Origin of the sequence: Rhizobium leguminosarum bv. viciae (assembly GCF_012276115.1) — a bacterium.
GTDB classification, from domain to species: domain Bacteria; phylum Pseudomonadota; class Alphaproteobacteria; order Rhizobiales; family Rhizobiaceae; genus Rhizobium; species Rhizobium leguminosarum_T.
In genome coordinates this window covers 219,520-239,173 of record NZ_WIEU01000009.1, presented here as the reverse complement: position 1 = coordinate 239,173, position 19,654 = coordinate 219,520, and the positions used below count along the sequence as shown (strand labels likewise).

Sequence of the window (19,654 nt, the reverse complement as noted above, 5' to 3'; positions counted from 1 at the left end):
CAGATCATGAAAGACGCTATTGTCGTGCCGCACGGTGTTGCTCCTCTTTCGTGTCCGGGAACGTCGCCAAACGCTCGAACATGAGTAGAATCAACACCGTGCACCATGTCCACTAAATTTAAACCGGACAGCAGTGGCCTTGAGCCGAGGATCCATATCGTGAGCACTGCGTTCGTGGTAAATAGTCAGCAAAATTGCGCGACGGTTTTGCTGGGAAAGGGCGAAGTGGCTTCCCCGGTGGCGCTCGCCGCATGGATCCTCGGGTCGAGCCCGAGGATGACGGAGCGCGGGGGAAACTAGAGCAAAAAAACTCTGAGCGCTCCCATCCATTCGCATAAAAAAACGGGCCACTCGGCCCGTTTTTTGCATTCTGACGATGGTTACCCGCGTTCAGCTGGCCCGGGCCGCTGCCCGGCGGCGTTCGTTGACCGGCTGGTAGGCAAGCTTCTGGTGATAGCCGCAATAAGGCGAATTGTCGGGGGACTCGCAGCCGCAGAAATGGAAGTCGTCCTTCAGCGGATCGCCGACCGGCCATTTGCAGGTGCGCTCGGTCAGTTCCGTCAGGCCGAGGCGGCGCGAAATCGGCACCACCACATTGCCTCTCGGCACGTATTCCATTTCCTCGATCGTTTCGATCTCGATCTCTTCCTTCAGCATCGTCGCGCCCTGCTGGCGGGTAACGGTGCGGGTCGTGGTCCGGGAGGCGTAGTTCGGCGCGCGCGGTGCCGATGTGTTGCGCTTCGGCGTTCGTGCTGTGGTGTTGGTGCCGCCGGCCTTGGCACGGCCGGGAAGGCACAGCCGGTGCACCTTGCCGATGACCGCATTTCTGCTGACCCCGCCAAGTTGTGCCGCGATCTGGCTGGCGCTCAGTCCTTCGGCCCAAAGCTTCTTGAGTTTCTCGACCCGCTCGTCTGTCCAGTTCATGCCCTGTCTCCACCTTTCGCGTTGGTGATGGCAGAATCCCTCACCGTTGTCCCGGGAGCTCCGAAACAAGAAACGCTTGATCAATTTTGGTGACTAGTTCCGCCGCATGCAGTCTAGTAATTGATCTTTAACCTAGTGTGAGCCTGACTCCGTGACAAGAGTCGCATGAATCCGGATGAATCGAATTCGTAGTTTTCCCCAACTTGCTGCCCCTGCGTGGCATTTCTGCAATAATGCCTGTTGAAGACTGAAAATGCCGCTGTACACCTGTGCTGCATACGCTAAGGGCGCCGTTTTGTTGACATTGCAGCGCGAAAAGGAAATAGTGCCACTCGCCGCCGCAAGGCGGCATTTTTGATTTTTCGGGCCTGGTTTCCTTAGCCGGAGTCATTGCCCGGCAACTTTGATGGAGATCGCGCCATGGCTGAAGCCGCGCCGCTTTATGACACCTATTCTCGTGCCCCGCTGCGGTTCGAGCGAGGCGAGGGCGTATGGCTGATCACCGAAAGCGGCGAGCGATATCTCGATTTCGGCGCCGGCGTCGCCGTCACCTCCGTCGGCCACAGCAATCCGCATGTGGTCGGCGCACTGAAGGAGCAGGCCGACAAGGTCTGGCACCTGTCGAACATCTATGAGATCCCCGGCCAGGAGCGTCTGGCAAAACGGCTGACGGATGCCACCTTCGCCGAAAAGGTGTTCTTCACCAATTCAGGCGCCGAGGCGCTCGAATGCGCGATCAAGACGGCGCGCCGCTATCAGTTTTCCAAAGGCCATCCCGAGCGTTTCCATATCATAACCTTCGAAGGCGCCTTCCACGGACGGACGCTGGCGACAATCGCCGCCGGCGGCCAGGAGAAATATCTCGAAGGTTTCGGCCCCAAGGCGCCGGGTTTCGATCAGGTGGCTTTCGGCGACATCGAAGCGGTTCGCGCCGCGATCACCGAGGCGACGGCCGCCATCCTCATCGAGCCGGTGCAGGGCGAGGGCGGCGTCCGTCCTGCCACGCCTGAGTTCATGAAGGCGCTTCGCCAGATCTGCGACGACAACGACCTGCTGTTGATCCTCGACGAGGTGCAGACCGGCGTCGGCCGCACCGGCAAGTTCTTCGCCCATGAATGGTCGGGCGTGACACCCGACATCATGGCTGTCGCCAAGGGCATCGGCGGCGGTTTCCCGCTCGGCGCCTGCCTTGCCACATCAGAGGCCGCCTCCGGCATGAAGGCCGGCACGCATGGCTCGACCTATGGCGGCAATCCGCTTGCCATGGCCGTCGGCAGCGCCGTGCTCGACATCATCCTTGCCGATGGCTTCCTCCAGCATGTGCGCGATGTTGCGCTGGTCTTCCGCCAGGGCCTCGCCTCGTTGAAGGATCGTTATCCCGATGTGATCGAGGATATCAGAGGCGAGGGCCTTTTGCTCGGCATCAAGGCTGCCGTTCCGTCAGCCGAACTGCTGCAGGCGATCCGCGCCGCCCATCTGCTCGGTGTGCCCGCCGGCGACAACGTCATCCGCCTTCTTCCCCCCCTTGTGGTCACCGCCGAGGAAGCCCGCGAGGGCCTTGCCCGCGTCGAGCGCGCCGCCGAGAGCATTCGCGCCTCCAAGGTCAAGAAGACAGCTTGAAGAAATTGCCGCCTTCGGGCGCAGCACAGGTAAGAAGACGATATGAGCCCTAAACACTTCCTCGATCTTTCGGCGGTCACATCCGCCGATCTCAGAACGATCATGAACGATGCGCTCACCCGCAAGCAGGCCTTCAAGGCCGGCCAGGGCGACAAGCCGCTCGCCGGCAAGATGCTGGCGATGATCTTCGAGAAGCCGTCGACGCGCACCCGCGTCTCCTTCGATGTCGGCATGCGCCAGCTCGGCGGCGAAACACTGTTCCTGTCCGGCACCGAGATGCAGCTCGGCCGCGCCGAGACGATCGGCGACACCGCCAAGGTGCTGTCGCGCTATGTCGATGCGATCATGATCCGCACCACCGAGCATTCGCGGCTGCTGGAGTTGGCCCAGCATGCGACCGTGCCTGTGATCAATGCGCTGACGGATGACACCCATCCCTGCCAGATCATGGCCGATATCATGACCTTCGAAGAGCATCGCGGCCCGATCAAGGGCAAGACCATCGCCTGGACCGGCGACGGCAACAATGTGCTGCATTCGCTGGTCGAGGGTGCCGCGCGTTTCGGCTACCGCATGAACATGGCTGTGCCCCTTGGCTCGGAGCCCAAGGATCACTATCTGAACTGGGCCCGCAATGAGGGCGCCGAAATCATGCTTTGCCATGATGCCGACCGGGCGGTCGCCGGCGTCGATTGCGTGGTGACCGATACCTGGGTCTCCATGAATCAGGAACATCGGGCCCGGGGTCACAATGTCTTCCAGCCTTATCAGGTCAACGCGGCCTTGATGGCGAAAGCCGGCAATGATGCATTGTTCATGCATTGCCTGCCCGCCCATCGCGGTGAGGAAGTGACTGATGATGTGATCGACGGTCCGCAATCCGTAGTCTTCGATGAGGCGGAAAACCGTCTTCATGCGCAGAAGTCGATTCTTGCTTGGTGCCTGGGCGCGATCTGAACCATAATCGGACGTCGCGAGTCACAAACTCGCGACCGCGCAAGCGGCGGGCACGCTGGCCCATCGCTCTGCAAAGTAGGAGTGAAAAGCCATGGCAGAAGCTGCAGCCGCTCTCGGCCAGTTCGATTTCGCCGGCGATGACCATGTCGTCCCTTTCCAGGTGGAGGGGCTGGATGTGCGCGGCCGCGCCGTCCAGCTCGGCCCGATGCTCGATGCGATCCTCGAGCGCCATCATTATCCCGCACCCGTTGCCCGGCTGCTTGCCGAAGTCGTCGTGCTGACGGTGCTGCTCGGCACCTCGCTGAAGTTCGACGGCAAGTTCACGGTGCAGACCAAGGGCGACGGCCCGGTCGATCTTCTCGTCGCCGATTTCTCGACGCCGGAAAACGTCCGCGCCTATGCCCGTTTCGATCAGGCGCTGCTCAACAAGGCGATCGAGTCAGGCGAAACCGAGCCGGAGCAACTGCTCGGCAAGGGCATTCTCGCCTTCACCATCGACCAGGGCAAGTTCAGCCAGCCCTACCAGGGCATCGTCGCGCTCGACGGCACCACGCTGGAAGAAATTGCCGGCGTCTATTTCCGCCAGTCGGAGCAGATCCCGACGCGCGTCCGTCTAGCCGCGGCCGAACTCTTCGATCGCGACGATGCCGGCAAGCCGCGCCATCGCTGGCGGGCTGGCGGCCTCGTCGCCCAGTTCCTGCCGGAAGCGCCGGAGCGCATGCGCCAGCCGGATCTCCACGGCGGCGACGGCGACACCGGCAGCCGCCCGCACGGCGAGGACGACGCCTGGCTCGAAGCGCGTTCGCTGGTCGAGACTATCGACGCCGATGAACTGACCGATCCGCTTGTCGGCACCGAACGGCTGCTGTTCCGCCTGTTCCACGAACGCGGCGTGCGCGTCTACGAACCGCGCGCCGTCTTCGACCGCTGCAGTTGCTCGCGCGACAAGATCAAAGGCGTGCTGAAGGGCTTTTCGGCCGAGGAGATCGAGGCCAGCCAGGAAGATGGCGAAATCGCCGTGACCTGCGAATTCTGCTCGACCACCTACCGCTTCGAGCCGGCCGAGCTTCAGCCAGCCGAATAGGCGCGGTTAAGGACACGCACAGCGAACAATAAAAGATTAGCGATGATGCAGCACGGTGACTCGACTTTGCGTAGTCACTGTGCACCTATTCTGTTTCATTGGTTGTGGCCTAAGAAAGCGGATGGGGCGTTGATGCGGCTTTTGTTTTTTGTACTCGCGCTCATAGCCGCGATGCCGCGAATGAGCTTGGCTGATGACGAGACAGTCCCATGGAAAGAGGTCGGAGGCTGGAGCGTGGCTGTCGACCCGACTTTAGACAATGGCTGTTTTGTTCTGACTTCCTTTGATGACGACACCATTTTTCGTCTTGGCTTCAATTTCCGCAAAAAGGACAACCCTCTTTACATTCTGCTCGGAAATCCAAACTGGAAATCCTTGGAGAAAGGTAAGCATTATCCCATCGAACTCTCGTTCGACCAGTCTAAACGGACGGCTGATGCGAGAGGTCTGGATCTCCCTGGCTTCAAATCATTATGGATTGATTTCAAGGATTCCGACTTGATTGAGGAATTCGCTGGGAAACTGAGTTTCCGCGCCAGCTTTAGAGGAAAGCAGATTGTTGCCCTCGGTTTGAAAGATTCCGCCAGGGCAGCGGATGAGTTGCTCGCCTGCCAAAAGGCGGTAAACGATGCGGTCGCAAAACATCCGGCGCCGCCACAATCAAAAGATCCGTTCGAAGCAAAGCCAGGCACCCAGGCGTCGGGTCCTTTTGACCTTTAGTAGATTGATGACTGGGCAAGCCCGAGGATCTACGACCGAGGGTACGGCGTCTATGTTGGTACTGACTGGAAGGTTGCAGCCGGCCGCATCCACACGCCGTGCTTGCACTGACGAAACGACCGCGAACCTACGCTCTCAATTGAGCACGCGCAGCAGCCCAGGCGAATCCAGCGAGAAGGCGGGAATGTCGACATCGAACATCTCGCCTTCGTCCGTTTCCATCTGGTAATGGCCGAACATCAACCCTGAGGGCGTGTCGAGCGGGCAGCCGGAGGAATATTCGTAGGTGTCGCCGGGGCTAAGGCGCGGCTGCTCGCCGACGACGCCGGGACCGGTCACCTCGTCCACCTGGCCGTTCTGGTCGGTGATGTTCCAGTAACGATTGACCAGCCGAACGGCTATGCCGGAATTGTTGCTGATGACAATCCGGTAACCCCAGACATAGCGGTCGTCTTCCGGATCGGATTGCTCCTCCAGATAGAACGGCTCGACGACTACTTCGATCTCTCTTGTGAGGGCGCGATACATGCCTTGCACCTTAGTCAAGATATGTTACCCGTATCTTATAAGAGGCCCTGTCCGTCAAGAAACGGAACAATTATCATCGCTGAAATGGCTGTGATCCGAAGAGTTTTCGATCGTTAAGCCTAATTGTCAGTGTTAATTCCGTTTCGGAACGCCGCGGCGGGCGAACTTGTTCCCCCGGCCTCACGCAGTGAGGTCCGGCACCGTCTCACCTTGGTGAGATCCGGTCTCACCTTGGTGAGATCCGGCACGGCCGAACCCCAGATCCGGCCGCCTTATCTCTGGATCTGGATCAGGCCGAGACCTTGGCAAGCGCCTTAGCGAAATCCTCGATCAGGTCGTCGGTATCCTCGATGCCGGCCGAAAGGCGGACCGTGCCCGGAGAAATGCCGAGTTCGACGCGGGCCTCTTCCGTCAGGTTCTTGTGCGTCGTCGTTGCCGGATGGGTGATCAGGCTCTTGCTGTCGCCGAGATTGTTGGAGATCTTGATGATCTCGAGCGCGTTCTGCAGCGCGAAGGCCGCATCCTTGCCGCCCTTCATCTCGAAGGCGACCAGCGTCGAGCCGCCGGTCATCTGCTTGGCGATGATATCGGCCTGCGGGTGGTCCTTGCGGCCGGGATAGATCACCTTGGCGACCTTGCCTTGCTCGGCCAGGAAATCGGCGATCTTTGCCGCATTCTCGGTCTGCTGGCGCACGCGCAGCGGCAGCGTCTCGATGCCCTTCAGCAAAGTCCAGGCGTTGAACGGCGACATCGCCGGGCCGGTATGGCGGAAATAGTCGTGCAGGTTCTCGTCGATCCATTCCTTGTCGGAAAGCACGACGCCTCCGAGGCAGCGGCCCTGTCCGTCGATATGCTTGGTGGCGGAATAGACGACGATATGGGCGCCGAGCTCCAACGGCTTCTGGAAGAGCGGTGTGGCAAAGACATTGTCGACGACGACCTTGGCGCCGATCTGGTTGGCGAGCTTGGCAACACCTGCAATATCGATCACTTCGAGCGTCGGGTTGGTCGGGCTTTCCAGGAAGAACACCTTGGTTTTCGGCGTGATCGCCTTTTCCCAGTTCGCCAGATCCCGGCCGTCGATCAGCGTGCAGTCGATGCCGTATTTCGGCGCCAGCGTCTCGACGACCCAGCGGCAGGAACCGAACAGGGCGCGGGCAGCGACGATATGATCGCCTGACTTCAGCTGGCAAAGGATTGCCGCGGTGACGGCGGCCATGCCGGAAGCGGTGGCGCGGGCGTCTTCGGCGCCTTCGAGCATGCACATGCGCTTTTCGAACATGTCGTTGGTCGGGCTGCCGTAGCGGGCGTAGATGAAGCCCTCCGTCTCGCCCTTGAAGCGGGCTTCGGCCGCCTCCGACGTCTCGTAGACGAAACCTTGGGTGAGATAGATTGCCTCGGACGTCTCGCCATATTGCGAACGCAGCGTGCCACCGTGGACGAGTTGGGTTGCCGGGCGCCAGGTCTTGCTCATGCCATCACCTTCACATAACAAAAAAACCGGTCGCAAAAGCAGACCGGTTTCAACCCGGTCTTTTTAGCCACTTGTTTAACGTGGCTGCAAGCCGACCGGCCAAATCACCACGGGATAATTCTGCAATACTGCTGTTAGCTGCTTGCGTCAATTCCCCGAGTTTGGTTTTGTCGGCGGCAAATGATGGATGAGGCATGATGGCTCGCGAAACGGGAATTCTGGCGGATCGCGCGATCTCCGCGCTGTTCGAAACGGGGCGTCTGATCTCCGAGCGGGAGCTGGACCGCGACCAGATCCAGCCGGCAAGCCTGGACCTGCGCTTGGGCGCCAAGGCTTTTCGCGTCCGCGCCAGCTTCATGCCAGGCCCCTCGCATCTGGTGTCCGACAAGCTCGACCGGCTGAGCCTGCACGTGATCGACCTCTCCGAGGGGGCGGTGCTCGAAACCGGCTGCGTCTACATCGTGCCGCTGATGGAAAGCCTCGCGCTGCCGGCCGACATGTCCGCCTCGGCCAATCCGAAAAGTTCGACCGGGCGCCTTGATATCTTCACCCGCGTCATCACCGATTACGCCCAGGAGTTCGACAAGATCCCATCAGGCTATTCCGGCCCGCTCTATCTCGAAATCAGCCCGCGCACCTTCCCGATCGTCGTGCGCCGCGGCTCGCGCCTGTCGCAGATCCGTTTCCGCGTTGGCCAGGCCCTGCTCGGCGAGCCGGAACTGTTGAAGCTGCATGAAAGCGAGACGCTGGTCGCCAGCAAGCTGCCGAATGTTTCCGGCGGCGGCATCGCGCTGTCGATCGACCTCGCCGGAGACAAGGACGGCCTGATCGGTTATCGCGGCAAACATCACACCGCCGTCGTCGACGTCGACAAGAAGGCCGAGCACGACCTCTTCGATTTCTGGGAACCGCTCCACAGCCGCGGCCGCAACGAGCTGATCCTCGATCCCGACGAGTTCTATATCCTCGTCTCGCGCGAGGCCGTGCACGTGCCGCCGGATTATGCCGCCGAAATGACCCCCTTCGATCCGCTGGTCGGCGAATTCCGTGTCCACTATGCCGGCTTCTTCGATCCGGGCTTCGGCCATGCGCCTGCCGGCGGGCGCGGTAGCCGCGCCGTGCTCGAGGTGCGCAGCCACGAAGTGCCCTTCATCCTCGAAGACGGCCAGATCGTCGGCCGCCTCGTCTACGAACACATGCAGGAAAAGCCCGCCAGCCTCTACGGCTCCGGCCTCGGCTCCAACTACCAGGCCCAAGGCCTGAAGCTCTCGAAGCACTTCCGTATCTGAGACATTGCATCCGGCGCGACTTGACAGCGACGCCCATCTGTTGGAAATCTCGCTTCATCGCGGGTGTAGCTCAATGGTAGAGCAGCAGCTTCCCAAGCTGAATACGAGGGTTCGATTCCCTTCACCCGCTCCAGCTCCCGCAAGCCATGCCTGATGCACCTAATCCCCAAAAAACCGGATCGGCTTATACTGCCGGTGCGCGATGATCAGGCTCCGGTCGGGCTGGATGATGTAGGTTTCTTCCACCTGCCGGCCGTACTGGTCGATGAAATCATGCGGGAAGGCGGAGCCGGGTGGGGATTTGGTGAGTTTGGTGCGCGGCTGGCCGCTATAGGTGATGCTGCCGGGGATGGGTTCGAGGCCCGGTCCGCTGTAGCTGACGGTGCTGCATCCCGCGAGAACGAGTGTGCCGACGAGGCCGATGATTGCAGGTTTCATGTTCATCCCTCCCAATGCGTTGAATAATATCATTCTGCGCCTTGCCGGATAGGGCGCACGACACGAATGCCCATGTTGCGCTTCAATCGTTCGGGAAGCATCCCGGGGACGCCGTGATCGAGCGTCAGACGGGACGTGACATCCACCTATGGATATTAGAGTGAAAATCCCGTTCCTCCAGGCACGATGACGCATCCATTGCCGAAATCGGTGCCGTCTGCTAGATCGGCATCGTCGAAAAAGGCAGGATCGGTTGAGGTAAGCCCGGTCCCTTCCGTTCGAGCGTCAAGAGCGCTCTCACGGAAGCTCTGCTCCGTGCCATGGCACGAGAACCCGCGACGTGATCCGCATCAAGATGCGGGATCCCGGCGGCGTGCGGAGACGGCAAAAAGGCAGTCCCGGGATTTTTTTCGAACGGAGACTGTCATGCGCTTGAACCATCTCGATTTCCACGTACCCGATATCGCTGCCACGGCGGATTTCTTCATCCGCCATTTCGGCCTGACGCTGAAGGATATGCGCGGCCAGAACGGCCTGGCGATCCTCGAAGACGATGCCGGCCTTGAAATCGTCCTCAGCCACGCAATCGCAAAATTCGGCACCGCCGATCAGGTGGAGATGGGGCGCCAGACCTATCACATCGGCTTCATCCTGCCCGAAAGGGCGGATGTCGATGCGGTCCATGTCGGGCTTGCTGCTGTCGGTGCTGCGCTGTCTGGCCCGCCGGCCGCCATGCGCGGCGGCTGGCTGTTTTATTGCACGGCGCCCGGAAACGTTCTGGTCGAGGTCGGTTGGCGGCCGGGTTAGAGCAGACAGGAGGTTCCGTAGAGAGAAAAACTATCCTTCGGTTCGCGTCGATGGCCGCCCCTCACCCTAACGCTCTCCCCGTAAACGGGGCGAGGGGACGTGCCCTGAGAGAGCGAGGTGGGGACGAGAGGTTGCGGCATACCCCTTCGCCCCGTTTACGGGGAGAAGGTGGCGGCAGCCGGATGAGGGGCAAGCCTCAAGCGGCTCAGAATTCCGTCCAGTCGGGATCCTGGCTCGGTGATGTGCTGCTGGCGCCGAAGGCGTTGGCGATCTTCTGGCCGAGCGCGCGGGCCGGCGAGGCGGTCGGGCGGGCGGTGCCTTCGCGGGCGACGCGGACCGGAGCTGCCCTGGCTGCCGGGCGCGCGGCAGCGCGCGGTGCGGCGGTGTGGGCCGGCGCGATCGGTGCGCTGGCGCTAAAGCCGCCGGTGCCGGTCAGCCTGAATTGGCCGAGCAGATTGTTGAGCGCTGCCGCTTCCGTTGCCAGGTTGTGGCTGGCGGCGGTGGATTCTTCGACCATCGCCGCATTCTGCTGCGTGCCCTGATCCATGGTGTTGACGGCGGTGTTGATCTCCTGCAGCCCGATCGATTGTTCGCGGGAGGCTTCGGCGATGGCGTGGACGTGCTGGTTGATCTCCTGCACCTCTTGGACGATCGAATCGAGCGCCTTGCCTGTTTCGCCGACCAGCGAGACGCCGGTCTGCACATGCGTGCCGGAGGTGCTGATCAGCGCCTTGATCTCCTTGGCCGCCTTGGCCGAACGCTGGGCAAGCTCGCGCACTTCCTGGGCGACGACCGCAAAGCCCTTGCCGGCATCGCCGGCGCGGGCGGCTTCGACGCCGGCGTTCAGAGCCAAAAGATTGGTCTGGAAGGCGATATCGTCGATGACGCCGATGATGTTGGAGATCTCGCCTGACGACTTCTCGATCTGCTGCATGGCGGAGACGGCCTTGCGGACGACCTCGCCGGATTTTTCGGCGCCGAGGCGGGTGCGGGCGACGAGCTGGCTCGCCTCCTCGGCCCGCTTGGCGGCGTCGCGCACCGTCGTGGTGATCTCCTCGAGCGCTGCTGCCGTCTCTTCGACGGAGGCCGATTGCTGTTCCGTCCGCTGCGAAAGCTGGTCCGCGGAGGAACGAATCTCGTTGGCGCCGGCGCCGATCGCCCGGGCATTGGCGCCGACCGTATGCAGTGTTTCGTTGAGCTTCTCGACCGAGTTGTTGAAATCCTCACGCAGCGCATCGAGATGCGCAACGAAGGGCTCGGCGATATGCGAGGCGAGATCGCCGGCGGCAAGGCGGCGCAGGCCGTCGCCGAGTGCGGTGACGGCGCGGTCGAGTTCGGATGCTTCGCGCGCCTTCTGCGCCTCGCGGTCGCGGCGCTCGCTGTCGCTGACGTCACGGTCGGCTTCGGCGCGTGCTTCGATCCGGGCGCGCTCGATCGCATTGTCGCGGAAGACCGAAACGGCCTTTGCCATCTGGCCGACTTCGTCGCCGCGGTCGAGGCCGCTGACATCGCTTGTCGTATCGCCCTCGGCAAGCCGCGTCATGCGCTGGCGCAGCTGCATCATCGGAGCGGCAATGCCTATCTGGGCCACGACCACGCTGAAGCCGACGGCAGCGAGAACGGCGATGCCGATCAGAACGAGACAGAAGACGATCCGTTCGTTGACGGAAGCCGAGAGCGCGTCGCCGCCATCGTTGAGCATCGCCATCATCGCATCATTGTTGGCGATCATCTTCGGCGTCAGCGCATCGAGCTTGGCATTGATCAGGGCAACGTTCGCCTCGGCGCCGGCGCTATCCTTGGCTTTGCTCTGTTCGATGATCTTGTTCGCCAGCTTTTCGATCTCATTGATGCCCGCCTGAATTTCATCGATCGCCGGCTTGCGGCTGGGCACCAGCGCCAGCGCCTGCTTCATGCGCTCACGCGCCTGCGGCAGCTTGCTCGGCGTGGCGAGCGCCGTCTGGAATTCGGGCGTATCGGGCTTGATGCCGGCAAGCTGGCTTACCTGCAGCACCGAGGCCACCGCCGATGCGCTGGCGCGCGCGCTCAGCATCGAGGCCTGCGCTTCATGATCGATGAAGGCGCTGTAGGCGGCATCCGCTCGGCGGAACTCGGAAATGACATAGAGCAGCCCGGCCATCGTGATCAGCCCCAGCAGCGCCACGACCGATATGATTTTTGTGCGGATTTTCAGATGTTTCAGCATGGAAATGTCACCCGATTGACGGGGCGTGTCGCGCCCGGTGCTTTTGAAATCAATTGTTGCAGAAAACGCTGCTTCAATATCGCGGTTTAGGGATTACGTTTGGGCTGACGCTTGCATCATGCGATCGGCTGGCGGGGTCCGATGTCGTCGCAACAAATAAGAGGCGATATTCTTTAATTCCGCGCTAACACGAGACGGCGGTCGGCTGTGATTTTTAGGGACTGAGAGGTTGCAGTTTAACCTAGCACGTATCAGCGGCACCCAGGGATCAAGCGCTCGGAGCGCCGGCATTCAAGAGAGCCTCATCCTTGCTGAGGTGCCCCGCAGGGGCCTCGAAGGGCGAGGCGGGCATTCCGGCGTCGGATCTATGCAAGGAGCGGCGTTGCGGCGTGTCCTTCGAGGCTTCGCCCTGCGGGCTACGCACCTCAGGATGAGGGGCGTCAGAGGGTGCCGCGCTGCTACGATGTTGGTGAGTTCGCGACCGCCATCCGCTTCCTCACTCCCATGCATATTCCCCGCCACGCATGACTCTGATACATCTCGCCGACGCCGCATGCTTCGCGCTTAACCCAGAGACCACAATCACGATGATGCAATCCAAGCTGGCATCCCTGACTCTGAAGGGTTTTTTCGCGTTCGGGCTGTTTCTCGGCGCGGTATTTTCAAGTTTTGCCGCCTCCGCCCAGCAGGCGGCGCCCTCGCTGCCGCTGCTCTTCGATGCGCGTGAGCGTCTTGCGAGGCCCGATCTCTCCTCGCTGGTGCGCCTGCGCTTCCTAACGTCGGTCGATTTCCCGCCCTTCAATTTCACCGATCAGAACGGCAAGCTTTCCGGTTTCAATGTCGACCTCGCCCGCGAGATCTGCAGCGAGTTGGAGATTTCAGACAAGTGCCAGATCCAGGCGCTCCCCTTTGCCGACCTCAGGGATGCGCTCGCCGCCTCTCAGGGCGATGCCGTCATCGCCGGTCTTGCCGTGACCCCGGAGCTGCGTCGGCAATTCGTCTTCTCCAGACCCTATCTGATGCTGCCGGCGCGCTTCGTGCGCAATCTCGCCGTGCCGCTCGACGGAAAGACCGCTGCCGCGCTTTCCAGCCATCCGGTCGGTGTCGTCAGGGGGACGGTGCACGAGGCGATGTTGGCCGCCTTTTTCCCCACACTCAAGGCCGAGCCGTTCGATACGAAGGACGCCCTGCTTGCGGCGCTCAAGGACCGCAAGGTCGATGCCGCCTTTGCCGATGCGCTGCAGCTTTCCTTCTGGGTCTCTTCGCCGGCCTCGGCAAAATGCTGCGCGCTGTTCGACGGCCCCTATCTTTCCGAGCATTTCCTCGGCGAGGGCATGACGATCATGCTACGGCAGAAGGACAGCGTGCTGACGTCAGCCATCGACCACGCGCTCGCCACGCTGTCGCGCAACGGCCGCCTTCAGGAAATCTATCTGCGGTATTTCCCCTACGGGCTCTATTGAAGCCGCTAAAAGACGCGGGACGCGCTTTAGTCTTTAGCCCTTGCGGAAGCGCGCAATCGCACTGCGCTCGATCGCCGCGCAGGTGAGCTTGTCGAGGCCGAGCCGGTCGCGCAGCAGGCTAAGCAGCCGCAACTCCTCCGCCTTGACCGAGAGATCGGCGGATGCCACCTCGACGGCGAGCGCATAGGCCGTGTCGTAGAGCTTTGCGGGCAGGGTGTCGCGCACGGTTTCGAGAACGACGTCGAGGCCTTCCGGCCCGGCCAGCAGCGCGGCGCAGTCGCGCGCCACCGCAATCAGCTTGTCGTCGTCGAAATCCCGGAAAACCGGCAGGAATCCGATCAATTGGCCGATCCTTGTCATCTCCCTGTCGTTCATCGTGCTGTCGACGGCGGATGCCATCACCATCACATAGATCAGCGCGTCATGGGCGGAAAGCGGCTTGTTCATCTCTGATTCCTTTTTCGGTCCAGCCCAGATTAGGAATTGGCGACAGCCATTACAAGGGATCGGCCCGATCCGGGGCTGTCCGACCCCTGTCGTGGCTGCCGGTTTAATTGCGGCGCCGATCATCGCCGTGGAGGCCTTTTCCCGCCTGCCTGGCCGTCTCGGCGATCTCCGTAAGCGGCGAACCCACTGCTGCTTCCGCCCAGCCGTTTTCGGCGAGCCATGCGCCGAGATCCTCTGTGCCGAGCCGGCAGGCAGTCGTTACTGTTTCCTTCCATTCCACCGTCTCGAGATCGCAGCTGACGCTGCGGTTGCGCAACAGCAGGCGTAGCGCCGTCTTCGCCATCATGCCGCAGGGCCATTGCCGGCCCACCGGCCCGCATGTCCTCTCGACCGGCGTCGGCAGGATGCCGGCAAGCTGAAGCCGGCGCTCGCCGAAGGAAAGAATGCCGGCATTTTCGACCATCGGCCGCGCCAGCTCCACCGCCTTTTTCGCAGCCGGACTTGCCGTTTCCCCGGCCGGCGTCTCCGCTCGTTGCTGCGTATCGGCCGGTTGGGGTGCCGCGGCGTCGCCTGGCGCCGGCCCCGACGCCGAAGAGGGCGGAGCCGCCGGTTCCACTGAGCGAGCGATCATTTCGGCACGGTCGTCCGAGATTGTCGCATGTGCGCCGGCTTCGGGAGCAGCATCCGCCGCTGCCGTTGCCGTCTCTTCGCCGGCCGTGCCGCCGCCAAGCCTTGCTTCGCCCGCCATCAACAGGCCGGCCACCACTACCATCCCCGTGATACCTGTGATGAAGGCGGCAGGGCGCATGGAATATCTTCCTATTGGCTGGCCCAGATGATGCGGGCGATCCAGTCGACGTCGGAAAGCTCGAGGGTGCGGTTGGGATGTTCGGGATTGAGCGACAGCAGCTCGATCGACCGCGGGCTCTGGCGCAGCAGCACCTTGGCCATCACCTCGCCCTCATTTGTGCGCACGACGACACGGTCGTTGCGGCGCACCTGCGCCCCCGGCTCGACGATCAGCACATCGCCGTCGCGATAAAGCGGCATCATGCTCTCGCCCTGCACCTCCAGCGCATAGACGCCGGCCTTCCGTGCTGGGGCCGCCGGAAATTCAACCACGTCCCAGCCCTGGCCGGCCGGAAAGCCGCCATCGTCGAAGAAACCGCCGGCGCCCGCCTGGGCGAAGCCGAGCAGCGGAATCGAGCCGCCTTGCGGCTGAAACGCGTTTTCCTGTTGCCTAGCCTGCTGCTCGGAGGGGCCGGCGTCCGGCCGCATGAAGGCCATAAACTGTTCCATGCTCGCCCCCGTGGCGTCGAGCACCTTGGCGATCGATTCCGTCGAAGGCCAGCGCAGCCGCCCGTCGGCGGAAAGCCGTTTCGATTTGTTGAAGGAGGTCGGGTCGAGGCCGGCGCGCCGCGCCAGACCGGATGGCGTCAGCTCGTGCCGTTCGGCAAGCCTGTCGAGCGCTTCCCAGATCTGGTCGTGTGACAGCATGCGCGCGATTCCGTCGCGGCTCATTTCAACGCCGCGCTTCAACCCGGCGCAATATTAATCGACCGTGCCGTCTGAGTAAAGATGAAAGAGGAATAAAATCCTGTTTCCAAAGGGAAATGTATCGCTCAGGCAACCATCGCCATATTGATCTTTCCGAGCTGGATGACCGCCTGCGTCCGGCTGTCGACGTCGAGTTTCAACAGGATCGCCGAGACATGCGCCTTGATCGTCGCCTCGGAGACGCCGAGTTCGTAGGCGATCTGCTTGTTCAGCAGCCCTTCGCCGAGCATGGTCAGCACCCGGCTCTGCTGCGGCGTCAGCGTATGCAGGCGGTGGATCAGGTCGGCGACATCGGGATCCTGCTCCTGCCCTTCGCGATAGCTTTCCGGCGTGGCGATATCGCCGGCAAGCACCGTCTGGATGCTGCGGCGAATATCCTCGATGCCGGAGGATTTCGAAATGAAGCCGGAGGCACCGAGTTCCAGCGCCCGGCGGATGGTCGTCGCATCGTCGGTTGCCGAGACGATGACGATCGGCAGGCTGGCGAATTCGGAGCGCAGCGCCATCAGGCCGGAAAAGCCGCTGACCCCGGGCATGGCGAGATCGAGCAGCATCAGGTCGGCATCCGCATGGGCGCCGGCGGCCCGGCGCGCGGCGGCGAAATCGCCGGCCTCGACGATCGACTGCCGGCCTTCCATGCCGATCACCGCCTGGCGCAGCGCGTCACGGAAAAGCGGATGATCGTCCGCAATGATGATGGTCTGTTCCTGCATCGAAAACTCCCTCCCAAGAGCCCGATCATGCCGGCATGCGCCTCCGCCCCTCCGCGTTGCACGCCAGCTTGCTCATAGTGACTATATCAGATCAGGTCTTCTGCGGAAGGGGATTGGTGTTTTCCTCGGCCTGGAACTCCTTCACCATCCCCATGAAACTCTTCATCATCCGCTCCATGATGCTGATGGAACGGTCGACCTCGGCATCGCTCGGCAGGGCGCGCTGGATGACACCACCTTGTTCGAGCGCCGTCACCCGCTTCGCCAGCCGGTCGAGTTCGTCCTCATAGGCTGCCCGCTCGTCGGCCGCCATGCGGCAGACGAGGGCGCCGTCCTTGTCCTGGCAGATCGACATTGCCCCGGTCTGCCGGTCGAGCCGGACGAAATGGTCGCCGCTTTTCTCAAGCTGGAACCGGCCCGCATCGGGTTCGACCGCCGCGGCCGCCAGCGGCGTCAGAAATATGCCAAGCGTGATAACGAATGCCTTCATCGTCTCATCCTCCGGAATTTGCTTTTAGGGGCGTGGACATCGCCGCCTCTTTCCGGCAAAGCCCTCGTGACCGAGGAACAGCCTATCGTGAGGCCATGATGACCCTGACACCCACCCTTTACAAGATCGTGACGGAAACGCTCTGGCAGCAAGCCAGACAAACCGGCACTTTTCATGGCGCCGGTATCGATCTCAAGGACGGCTTCATCCATTTTTCGACGGCGGAGCAGGTGAAGCAGACTGCCGCCCTGCATTTTGCCGGCCAGTCCGGCTTGCTGCTGATTGCCGTCGATGGCAGCCGCTTCGCCGACAAGCTGGTCTTCGAGCCCTCGCGCGGCGGCGACCTTTTCCCGCACCTCTACGCCGATCTGCCGCTTGCGGCCGTGCTCTGGGAGGCGCCGCTGCCGCTCGACGAAGCCGGCGCCCATGTCTTTCCGGAGCTGCAGCCATGATCGATCCCTTCAAGCGTCTCGCCCGCAAGGGTCTCTTCCTGTTCGATCCGGAAACGGCGCACGGCATGTCGATCGCCGCCTTGAAATCCGGCCTCGTGCCTGCCTGCCAGCTGACTCCCGATCCGCGCCTGCGCCAGACCGTTGCCGGCCTGACCTTCGAAAATCCGCTCGGCATGGCCGCCGGCTACGACAAGAATGCCGAGGTGCCGGAGGCGCTGCTGAAGCTCGGCTTCGGCTTTACCGAGATCGGCACGGTGACGCCGAAACCGCAATCCGGCAATCCGCGCCCGCGCATCTTCCGCCTGGTCGAGGATGAAGGCGTCATCAACCGCCTCGGCTTCAACAATAAAGGCCATGATGCAGCTTTCGAGCGCCTCGCCGCGCTGAGGGGCGGCGGCATGATCGGCGTCAATATCGGCGCCAACAAGGACAGCGAGGATCGCATCGCCGACTATGTCGCCGGCATCCGCCGCTTTTATTCCGTCGCGCGTTATTTCACCGCCAACATCTCCTCGCCGAACACGCCTGGCCTACGCGACCTGCAGGGGCGCGAAAGCCTTGCGGTGCTGCTGTCATCAGTGCTTGCGGCGCGCGACGAGATGGCGGGAACATCCGGCCGGAAGATCCCGGTCTTTCTGAAGATCGCGCCTGATCTGACCGAGGAAGGCATGGACGATATTGCCGCCGAAGCGCTCTCGCATGCGCTGGATGGTCTGATCGTCTCCAACACCACCCTTTCGCGCGACGGCCTCAAGGATCAGCGCCAGGCGAAGGAGGCGGGTGGCCTTTCCGGCGTACCGCTGTTCGAAAAGTCGACGGCGGTACTTGCCAGGATGCGCAAGCGTATCGGCCCTGATCTGCCGATCATCGGCGTCGGCGGCGTCTCGTCGGCCGAAACCGCGCTGGAGAAGATCAGGGCGGGCGCCGATCTCGTCCAGCTCTATTCCTGCATGGTCTATGAAGGCCCCGGCCTGGCCGGCGATATCGTCCGCGGCCTCTCGAAACTCCTGGACCGCGAAAAGGCCGCCTCGATCCGCGACCTGCGCGATACCAGGCTGGATTATTGGGCGGCGCGAAAGGTCTGATCGGCCCGCCTCTTGACCAGCATCGCCAGGAAGAAGCCCCGGAAGAGCAGGAAGGCGTTCATCGCCAGCCAGAGACCGTGATTGCCGAAGAGCGGCACGAAGACGGCGAGCATCAGGAGATAGCCGGCAAAAGAGATCAGCATCCGGTTGCGCATGTCGGCCGACCACGTGGCGCCGATGAAGACGCCGTCCATCAGGAAGGCGAGCGCGCCGGTCAGTCCGGTGATCGCCGCCCACGGCAGATAGGTTTCGGCCGCCTGCCGCACCTCTGGTGAAGTCGTCAGCACCGAGATCAGCCAGGGGCCGGCGAGGAAGAAGAAGGCCGAGCCAAGCGCCGCCAGCCCGAAGGACCACAAGGTCGTCAGCTTCAGCCCGCGGTCGAAGGCCGGCCGGTAATGCGCGCCGATTGCCCGGCCGATGATCTGTTCGGCGGCATTGGCAAGCCCGTCGAGATAATAGCCGGACAGTAGGAAGAAATTCATCACCACGGCATTGGCGGCAAGCGTCACCGCGCCGAAGCTGGTGCCGATCCGCGTCATGATGGTGAAGGCGCCGATCAGCACGAAGGTGCGGATCAGGATGTCGCGGTTGAGTGCGAAAAGCTCGGCGAGCCGGTGCCGGGAAAAGACCTCGGACCATGCCGGCCGCGCTGCCTTGCCGAAACCGTTGAGCACGATGACAAGCCCGACGAGCGCGCCGACGGTTTCGCCGGCCATCGTGCCCCAGGCAACCCCCGCCACGCCCCAATCGAGCGTCAGGCCGAGGTAGATAGAAAGCAGGATGTTGATGCCGTTGATGATCGCCTGCAGCAGCAGTCCGATATTGCCCTGTCCGCGCCCGAGCACGAAGCCGAGGATGGCATAATTTGCCAATGCCGCGGGTGCTGCCAGCATGCGGATGGAAAAATAGGTGCTGGTCGCCTCGGCGATCGCGCCTTCCGCCCCCATCAGCCTCAACCCCGCCGCCATCAGCAGCGGCGAAAGGCACAGCAGCGCCAGTCCGCAGCCGAGCGCCGAAATCATCGCCCGGGAAAAGACCGCCTGCTGCTCGTGCTGGTCGCGCCTGCCATAGGCCTGCGCCGTCAGCCCGGTCGTCGAAGCGCGCAGGAAGTTGAAACTGCCGAGGATGAGATCGAACAGCATCGCGCCGATCGCCAGCCCCGCCAGCGCCTCCGCATTGCCCATGCGGCCGACGACGGCGGTGTTCGTCAGCCCGAGCAGCGGCGTCGTCATGAAGCCGAGCGTCATCGGAATGGCGATCGACAGCACCATCAGGTGCGTCACGTCGAATGCAAGCGCGTTGTGATTGCTGCGTGTATCCATGCCGGCCTCGTCGCGGCAGCGCCACGCGTCGTTTCAGACGCGCAACGGACGCTGCATCACTTGAACTGCTGCAGGCGG

The 19,654-nt window shown here is 62.4% G+C and carries 20 protein-coding genes, 1 tRNA gene and 1 riboswitch; of the genes, 10 read left to right on the top strand and 11 right to left on the bottom strand.

What is annotated here, in order from left to right; translation table 11 throughout:
• Positions 1-390: 390 nt before the first annotated feature.
• Entirely contained in the window at positions 391-924 is a 534-nt protein-coding gene (locus tag GFM02_RS18260; protein WP_168322362.1) for a GcrA family cell cycle regulator, read from the bottom strand.
• A gap of 420 nt (positions 925-1,344) precedes the next feature.
• Here GFM02_RS18260 and GFM02_RS18255 point away from each other — a divergent pair, with 420 nt between their 5' ends.
• The 4 genes from GFM02_RS18255 (at position 1,345) to GFM02_RS18240 (ending at position 5,305) form a co-directional block, all read left to right on the top strand.
• Positions 1,345-2,544, top strand: a complete 1,200-nt coding sequence (locus tag GFM02_RS18255) for an aspartate aminotransferase family protein (protein WP_168273165.1) — start codon at positions 1,345-1,347, stop codon at positions 2,542-2,544.
• 42 nt (positions 2,545-2,586) lie between these two features.
• The gene (argF, locus tag GFM02_RS18250; protein WP_020048342.1) at positions 2,587-3,501 is read left to right on the top strand and encodes an ornithine carbamoyltransferase; all 915 of its coding nucleotides are present in this window, start codon (positions 2,587-2,589) and stop codon (positions 3,499-3,501) included.
• A gap of 91 nt (positions 3,502-3,592) precedes the next feature.
• The gene (locus GFM02_RS18245) at positions 3,593-4,585 is read left to right on the top strand and encodes an Hsp33 family molecular chaperone (protein ID WP_020048343.1); all 993 of its coding nucleotides are present in this window, start codon (positions 3,593-3,595) and stop codon (positions 4,583-4,585) included.
• 132 nt (positions 4,586-4,717) lie between these two features.
• Entirely contained in the window at positions 4,718-5,305 is a 588-nt protein-coding gene (locus GFM02_RS18240; protein ID WP_168322361.1) for a hypothetical protein, read from the top strand.
• A gap of 135 nt (positions 5,306-5,440) precedes the next feature.
• Here GFM02_RS18240 and apaG read toward each other — a convergent pair whose 3' ends face one another.
• Together apaG and GFM02_RS18230 are read right to left on the bottom strand one after the other, a co-directional pair.
• Positions 5,441-5,833, bottom strand: a complete 393-nt coding sequence (gene apaG, locus GFM02_RS18235; protein WP_024321046.1) for a Co2+/Mg2+ efflux protein ApaG — start codon at positions 5,831-5,833, stop codon at positions 5,441-5,443.
• A gap of 289 nt (positions 5,834-6,122) precedes the next feature.
• On the bottom strand, positions 6,123-7,307 hold the full coding sequence (locus GFM02_RS18230; protein ID WP_168322360.1) for an O-succinylhomoserine sulfhydrylase: 1,185 nt from the start codon (positions 7,305-7,307) through the stop codon (positions 6,123-6,125).
• A 42-nt stretch (positions 7,308-7,349) separates the two neighbouring features.
• A riboswitch (SAM riboswitch) is annotated at positions 7,350-7,428 on the bottom strand.
• A gap of 73 nt (positions 7,429-7,501) precedes the next feature.
• Here GFM02_RS18230 and GFM02_RS18225 point away from each other — a divergent pair.
• A complete protein-coding gene (locus tag GFM02_RS18225; protein WP_064250656.1) occupies positions 7,502-8,596 on the top strand; it encodes a 2'-deoxycytidine 5'-triphosphate deaminase in 1,095 nt (364 codons plus the stop codon).
• A 59-nt stretch (positions 8,597-8,655) separates the two neighbouring features.
• Positions 8,656-8,729: transfer RNA gene (locus tag GFM02_RS18220), tRNA-Gly, on the top strand.
• A gap of 26 nt (positions 8,730-8,755) precedes the next feature.
• On the opposite strand, the gene GFM02_RS18215 is transcribed toward GFM02_RS18220, so the two are convergent.
• The gene (locus GFM02_RS18215; RefSeq protein ID WP_027666275.1) at positions 8,756-9,034 is read right to left on the bottom strand and encodes a hypothetical protein; all 279 of its coding nucleotides are present in this window, start codon (positions 9,032-9,034) and stop codon (positions 8,756-8,758) included.
• Between the two features lie 426 nt (positions 9,035-9,460).
• Between GFM02_RS18215 and GFM02_RS18210 the strand changes: the two genes are divergently transcribed.
• Complete coding sequence (locus GFM02_RS18210; protein WP_168322359.1) at positions 9,461-9,841, top strand: VOC family protein; 381 nt, start codon at positions 9,461-9,463, stop codon at positions 9,839-9,841.
• A gap of 205 nt (positions 9,842-10,046) precedes the next feature.
• Here the strand turns inward: GFM02_RS18210 and GFM02_RS18205 are convergent, their stop codons facing one another.
• Positions 10,047-12,047, bottom strand: a complete 2,001-nt coding sequence (locus GFM02_RS18205; protein WP_168322358.1) for a methyl-accepting chemotaxis protein — start codon at positions 12,045-12,047, stop codon at positions 10,047-10,049.
• 587 nt (positions 12,048-12,634) lie between these two features.
• On the opposite strand from GFM02_RS18205, the gene GFM02_RS18200 reads away from it, so the two are divergent.
• Positions 12,635-13,510 carry a transporter substrate-binding domain-containing protein gene (locus GFM02_RS18200; protein ID WP_168322357.1) on the top strand — a complete coding sequence of 292 codons (876 nt, stop codon included), beginning with the start codon at positions 12,635-12,637 and terminating at the stop codon, positions 13,508-13,510.
• A 33-nt stretch (positions 13,511-13,543) separates the two neighbouring features.
• On the opposite strand, the gene GFM02_RS18195 is transcribed toward GFM02_RS18200, so the two are convergent.
• From GFM02_RS18195 to GFM02_RS18175, 5 genes are all read right to left on the bottom strand, one after another.
• Positions 13,544-13,957, bottom strand: a complete 414-nt coding sequence (locus GFM02_RS18195) for a tellurite resistance TerB family protein (protein ID WP_017990194.1) — start codon at positions 13,955-13,957, stop codon at positions 13,544-13,546.
• 103 nt (positions 13,958-14,060) lie between these two features.
• The gene (locus GFM02_RS18190; protein WP_168322356.1) at positions 14,061-14,765 is read right to left on the bottom strand and encodes a thermonuclease family protein; all 705 of its coding nucleotides are present in this window, start codon (positions 14,763-14,765) and stop codon (positions 14,061-14,063) included.
• A gap of 11 nt (positions 14,766-14,776) precedes the next feature.
• Positions 14,777-15,454 (bottom strand): S24 family peptidase, encoded by a 678-nt coding sequence (locus GFM02_RS18185; protein WP_168322369.1) that lies wholly within the window; start codon positions 15,452-15,454, stop codon positions 14,777-14,779.
• A 125-nt stretch (positions 15,455-15,579) separates the two neighbouring features.
• Positions 15,580-16,227, bottom strand: a complete 648-nt coding sequence (locus GFM02_RS18180) for a response regulator (RefSeq protein ID WP_020048353.1) — start codon at positions 16,225-16,227, stop codon at positions 15,580-15,582.
• Between the two features lie 91 nt (positions 16,228-16,318).
• Entirely contained in the window at positions 16,319-16,717 is a 399-nt protein-coding gene (locus tag GFM02_RS18175; RefSeq protein ID WP_020048354.1) for a hypothetical protein, read from the bottom strand.
• A 98-nt stretch (positions 16,718-16,815) separates the two neighbouring features.
• Here GFM02_RS18175 and GFM02_RS18170 point away from each other — a divergent pair, with 98 nt between their 5' ends.
• Together GFM02_RS18170 and GFM02_RS18165 are read left to right on the top strand one after the other, a co-directional pair.
• The gene (locus tag GFM02_RS18170) at positions 16,816-17,169 is read left to right on the top strand and encodes a DUF952 domain-containing protein (protein ID WP_168283818.1); all 354 of its coding nucleotides are present in this window, start codon (positions 16,816-16,818) and stop codon (positions 17,167-17,169) included.
• The gene (locus GFM02_RS18165; RefSeq protein ID WP_168322355.1) at positions 17,166-18,254 is read left to right on the top strand and encodes a quinone-dependent dihydroorotate dehydrogenase; all 1,089 of its coding nucleotides are present in this window, start codon (positions 17,166-17,168) and stop codon (positions 18,252-18,254) included. The genes GFM02_RS18170 and GFM02_RS18165 overlap by 4 nt, the downstream gene beginning before the upstream one ends.
• Here GFM02_RS18165 and GFM02_RS18160 read toward each other — a convergent pair.
• Positions 18,230-19,576: an MATE family efflux transporter gene (locus GFM02_RS18160; RefSeq protein WP_168322354.1), complete on the bottom strand. Its 1,347-nt coding sequence runs from the start codon at positions 19,574-19,576 to the stop codon at positions 18,230-18,232. The genes GFM02_RS18165 and GFM02_RS18160 overlap by 25 nt on opposite strands.
• Between the last annotated feature and the right edge of the window lie 78 nt (positions 19,577-19,654).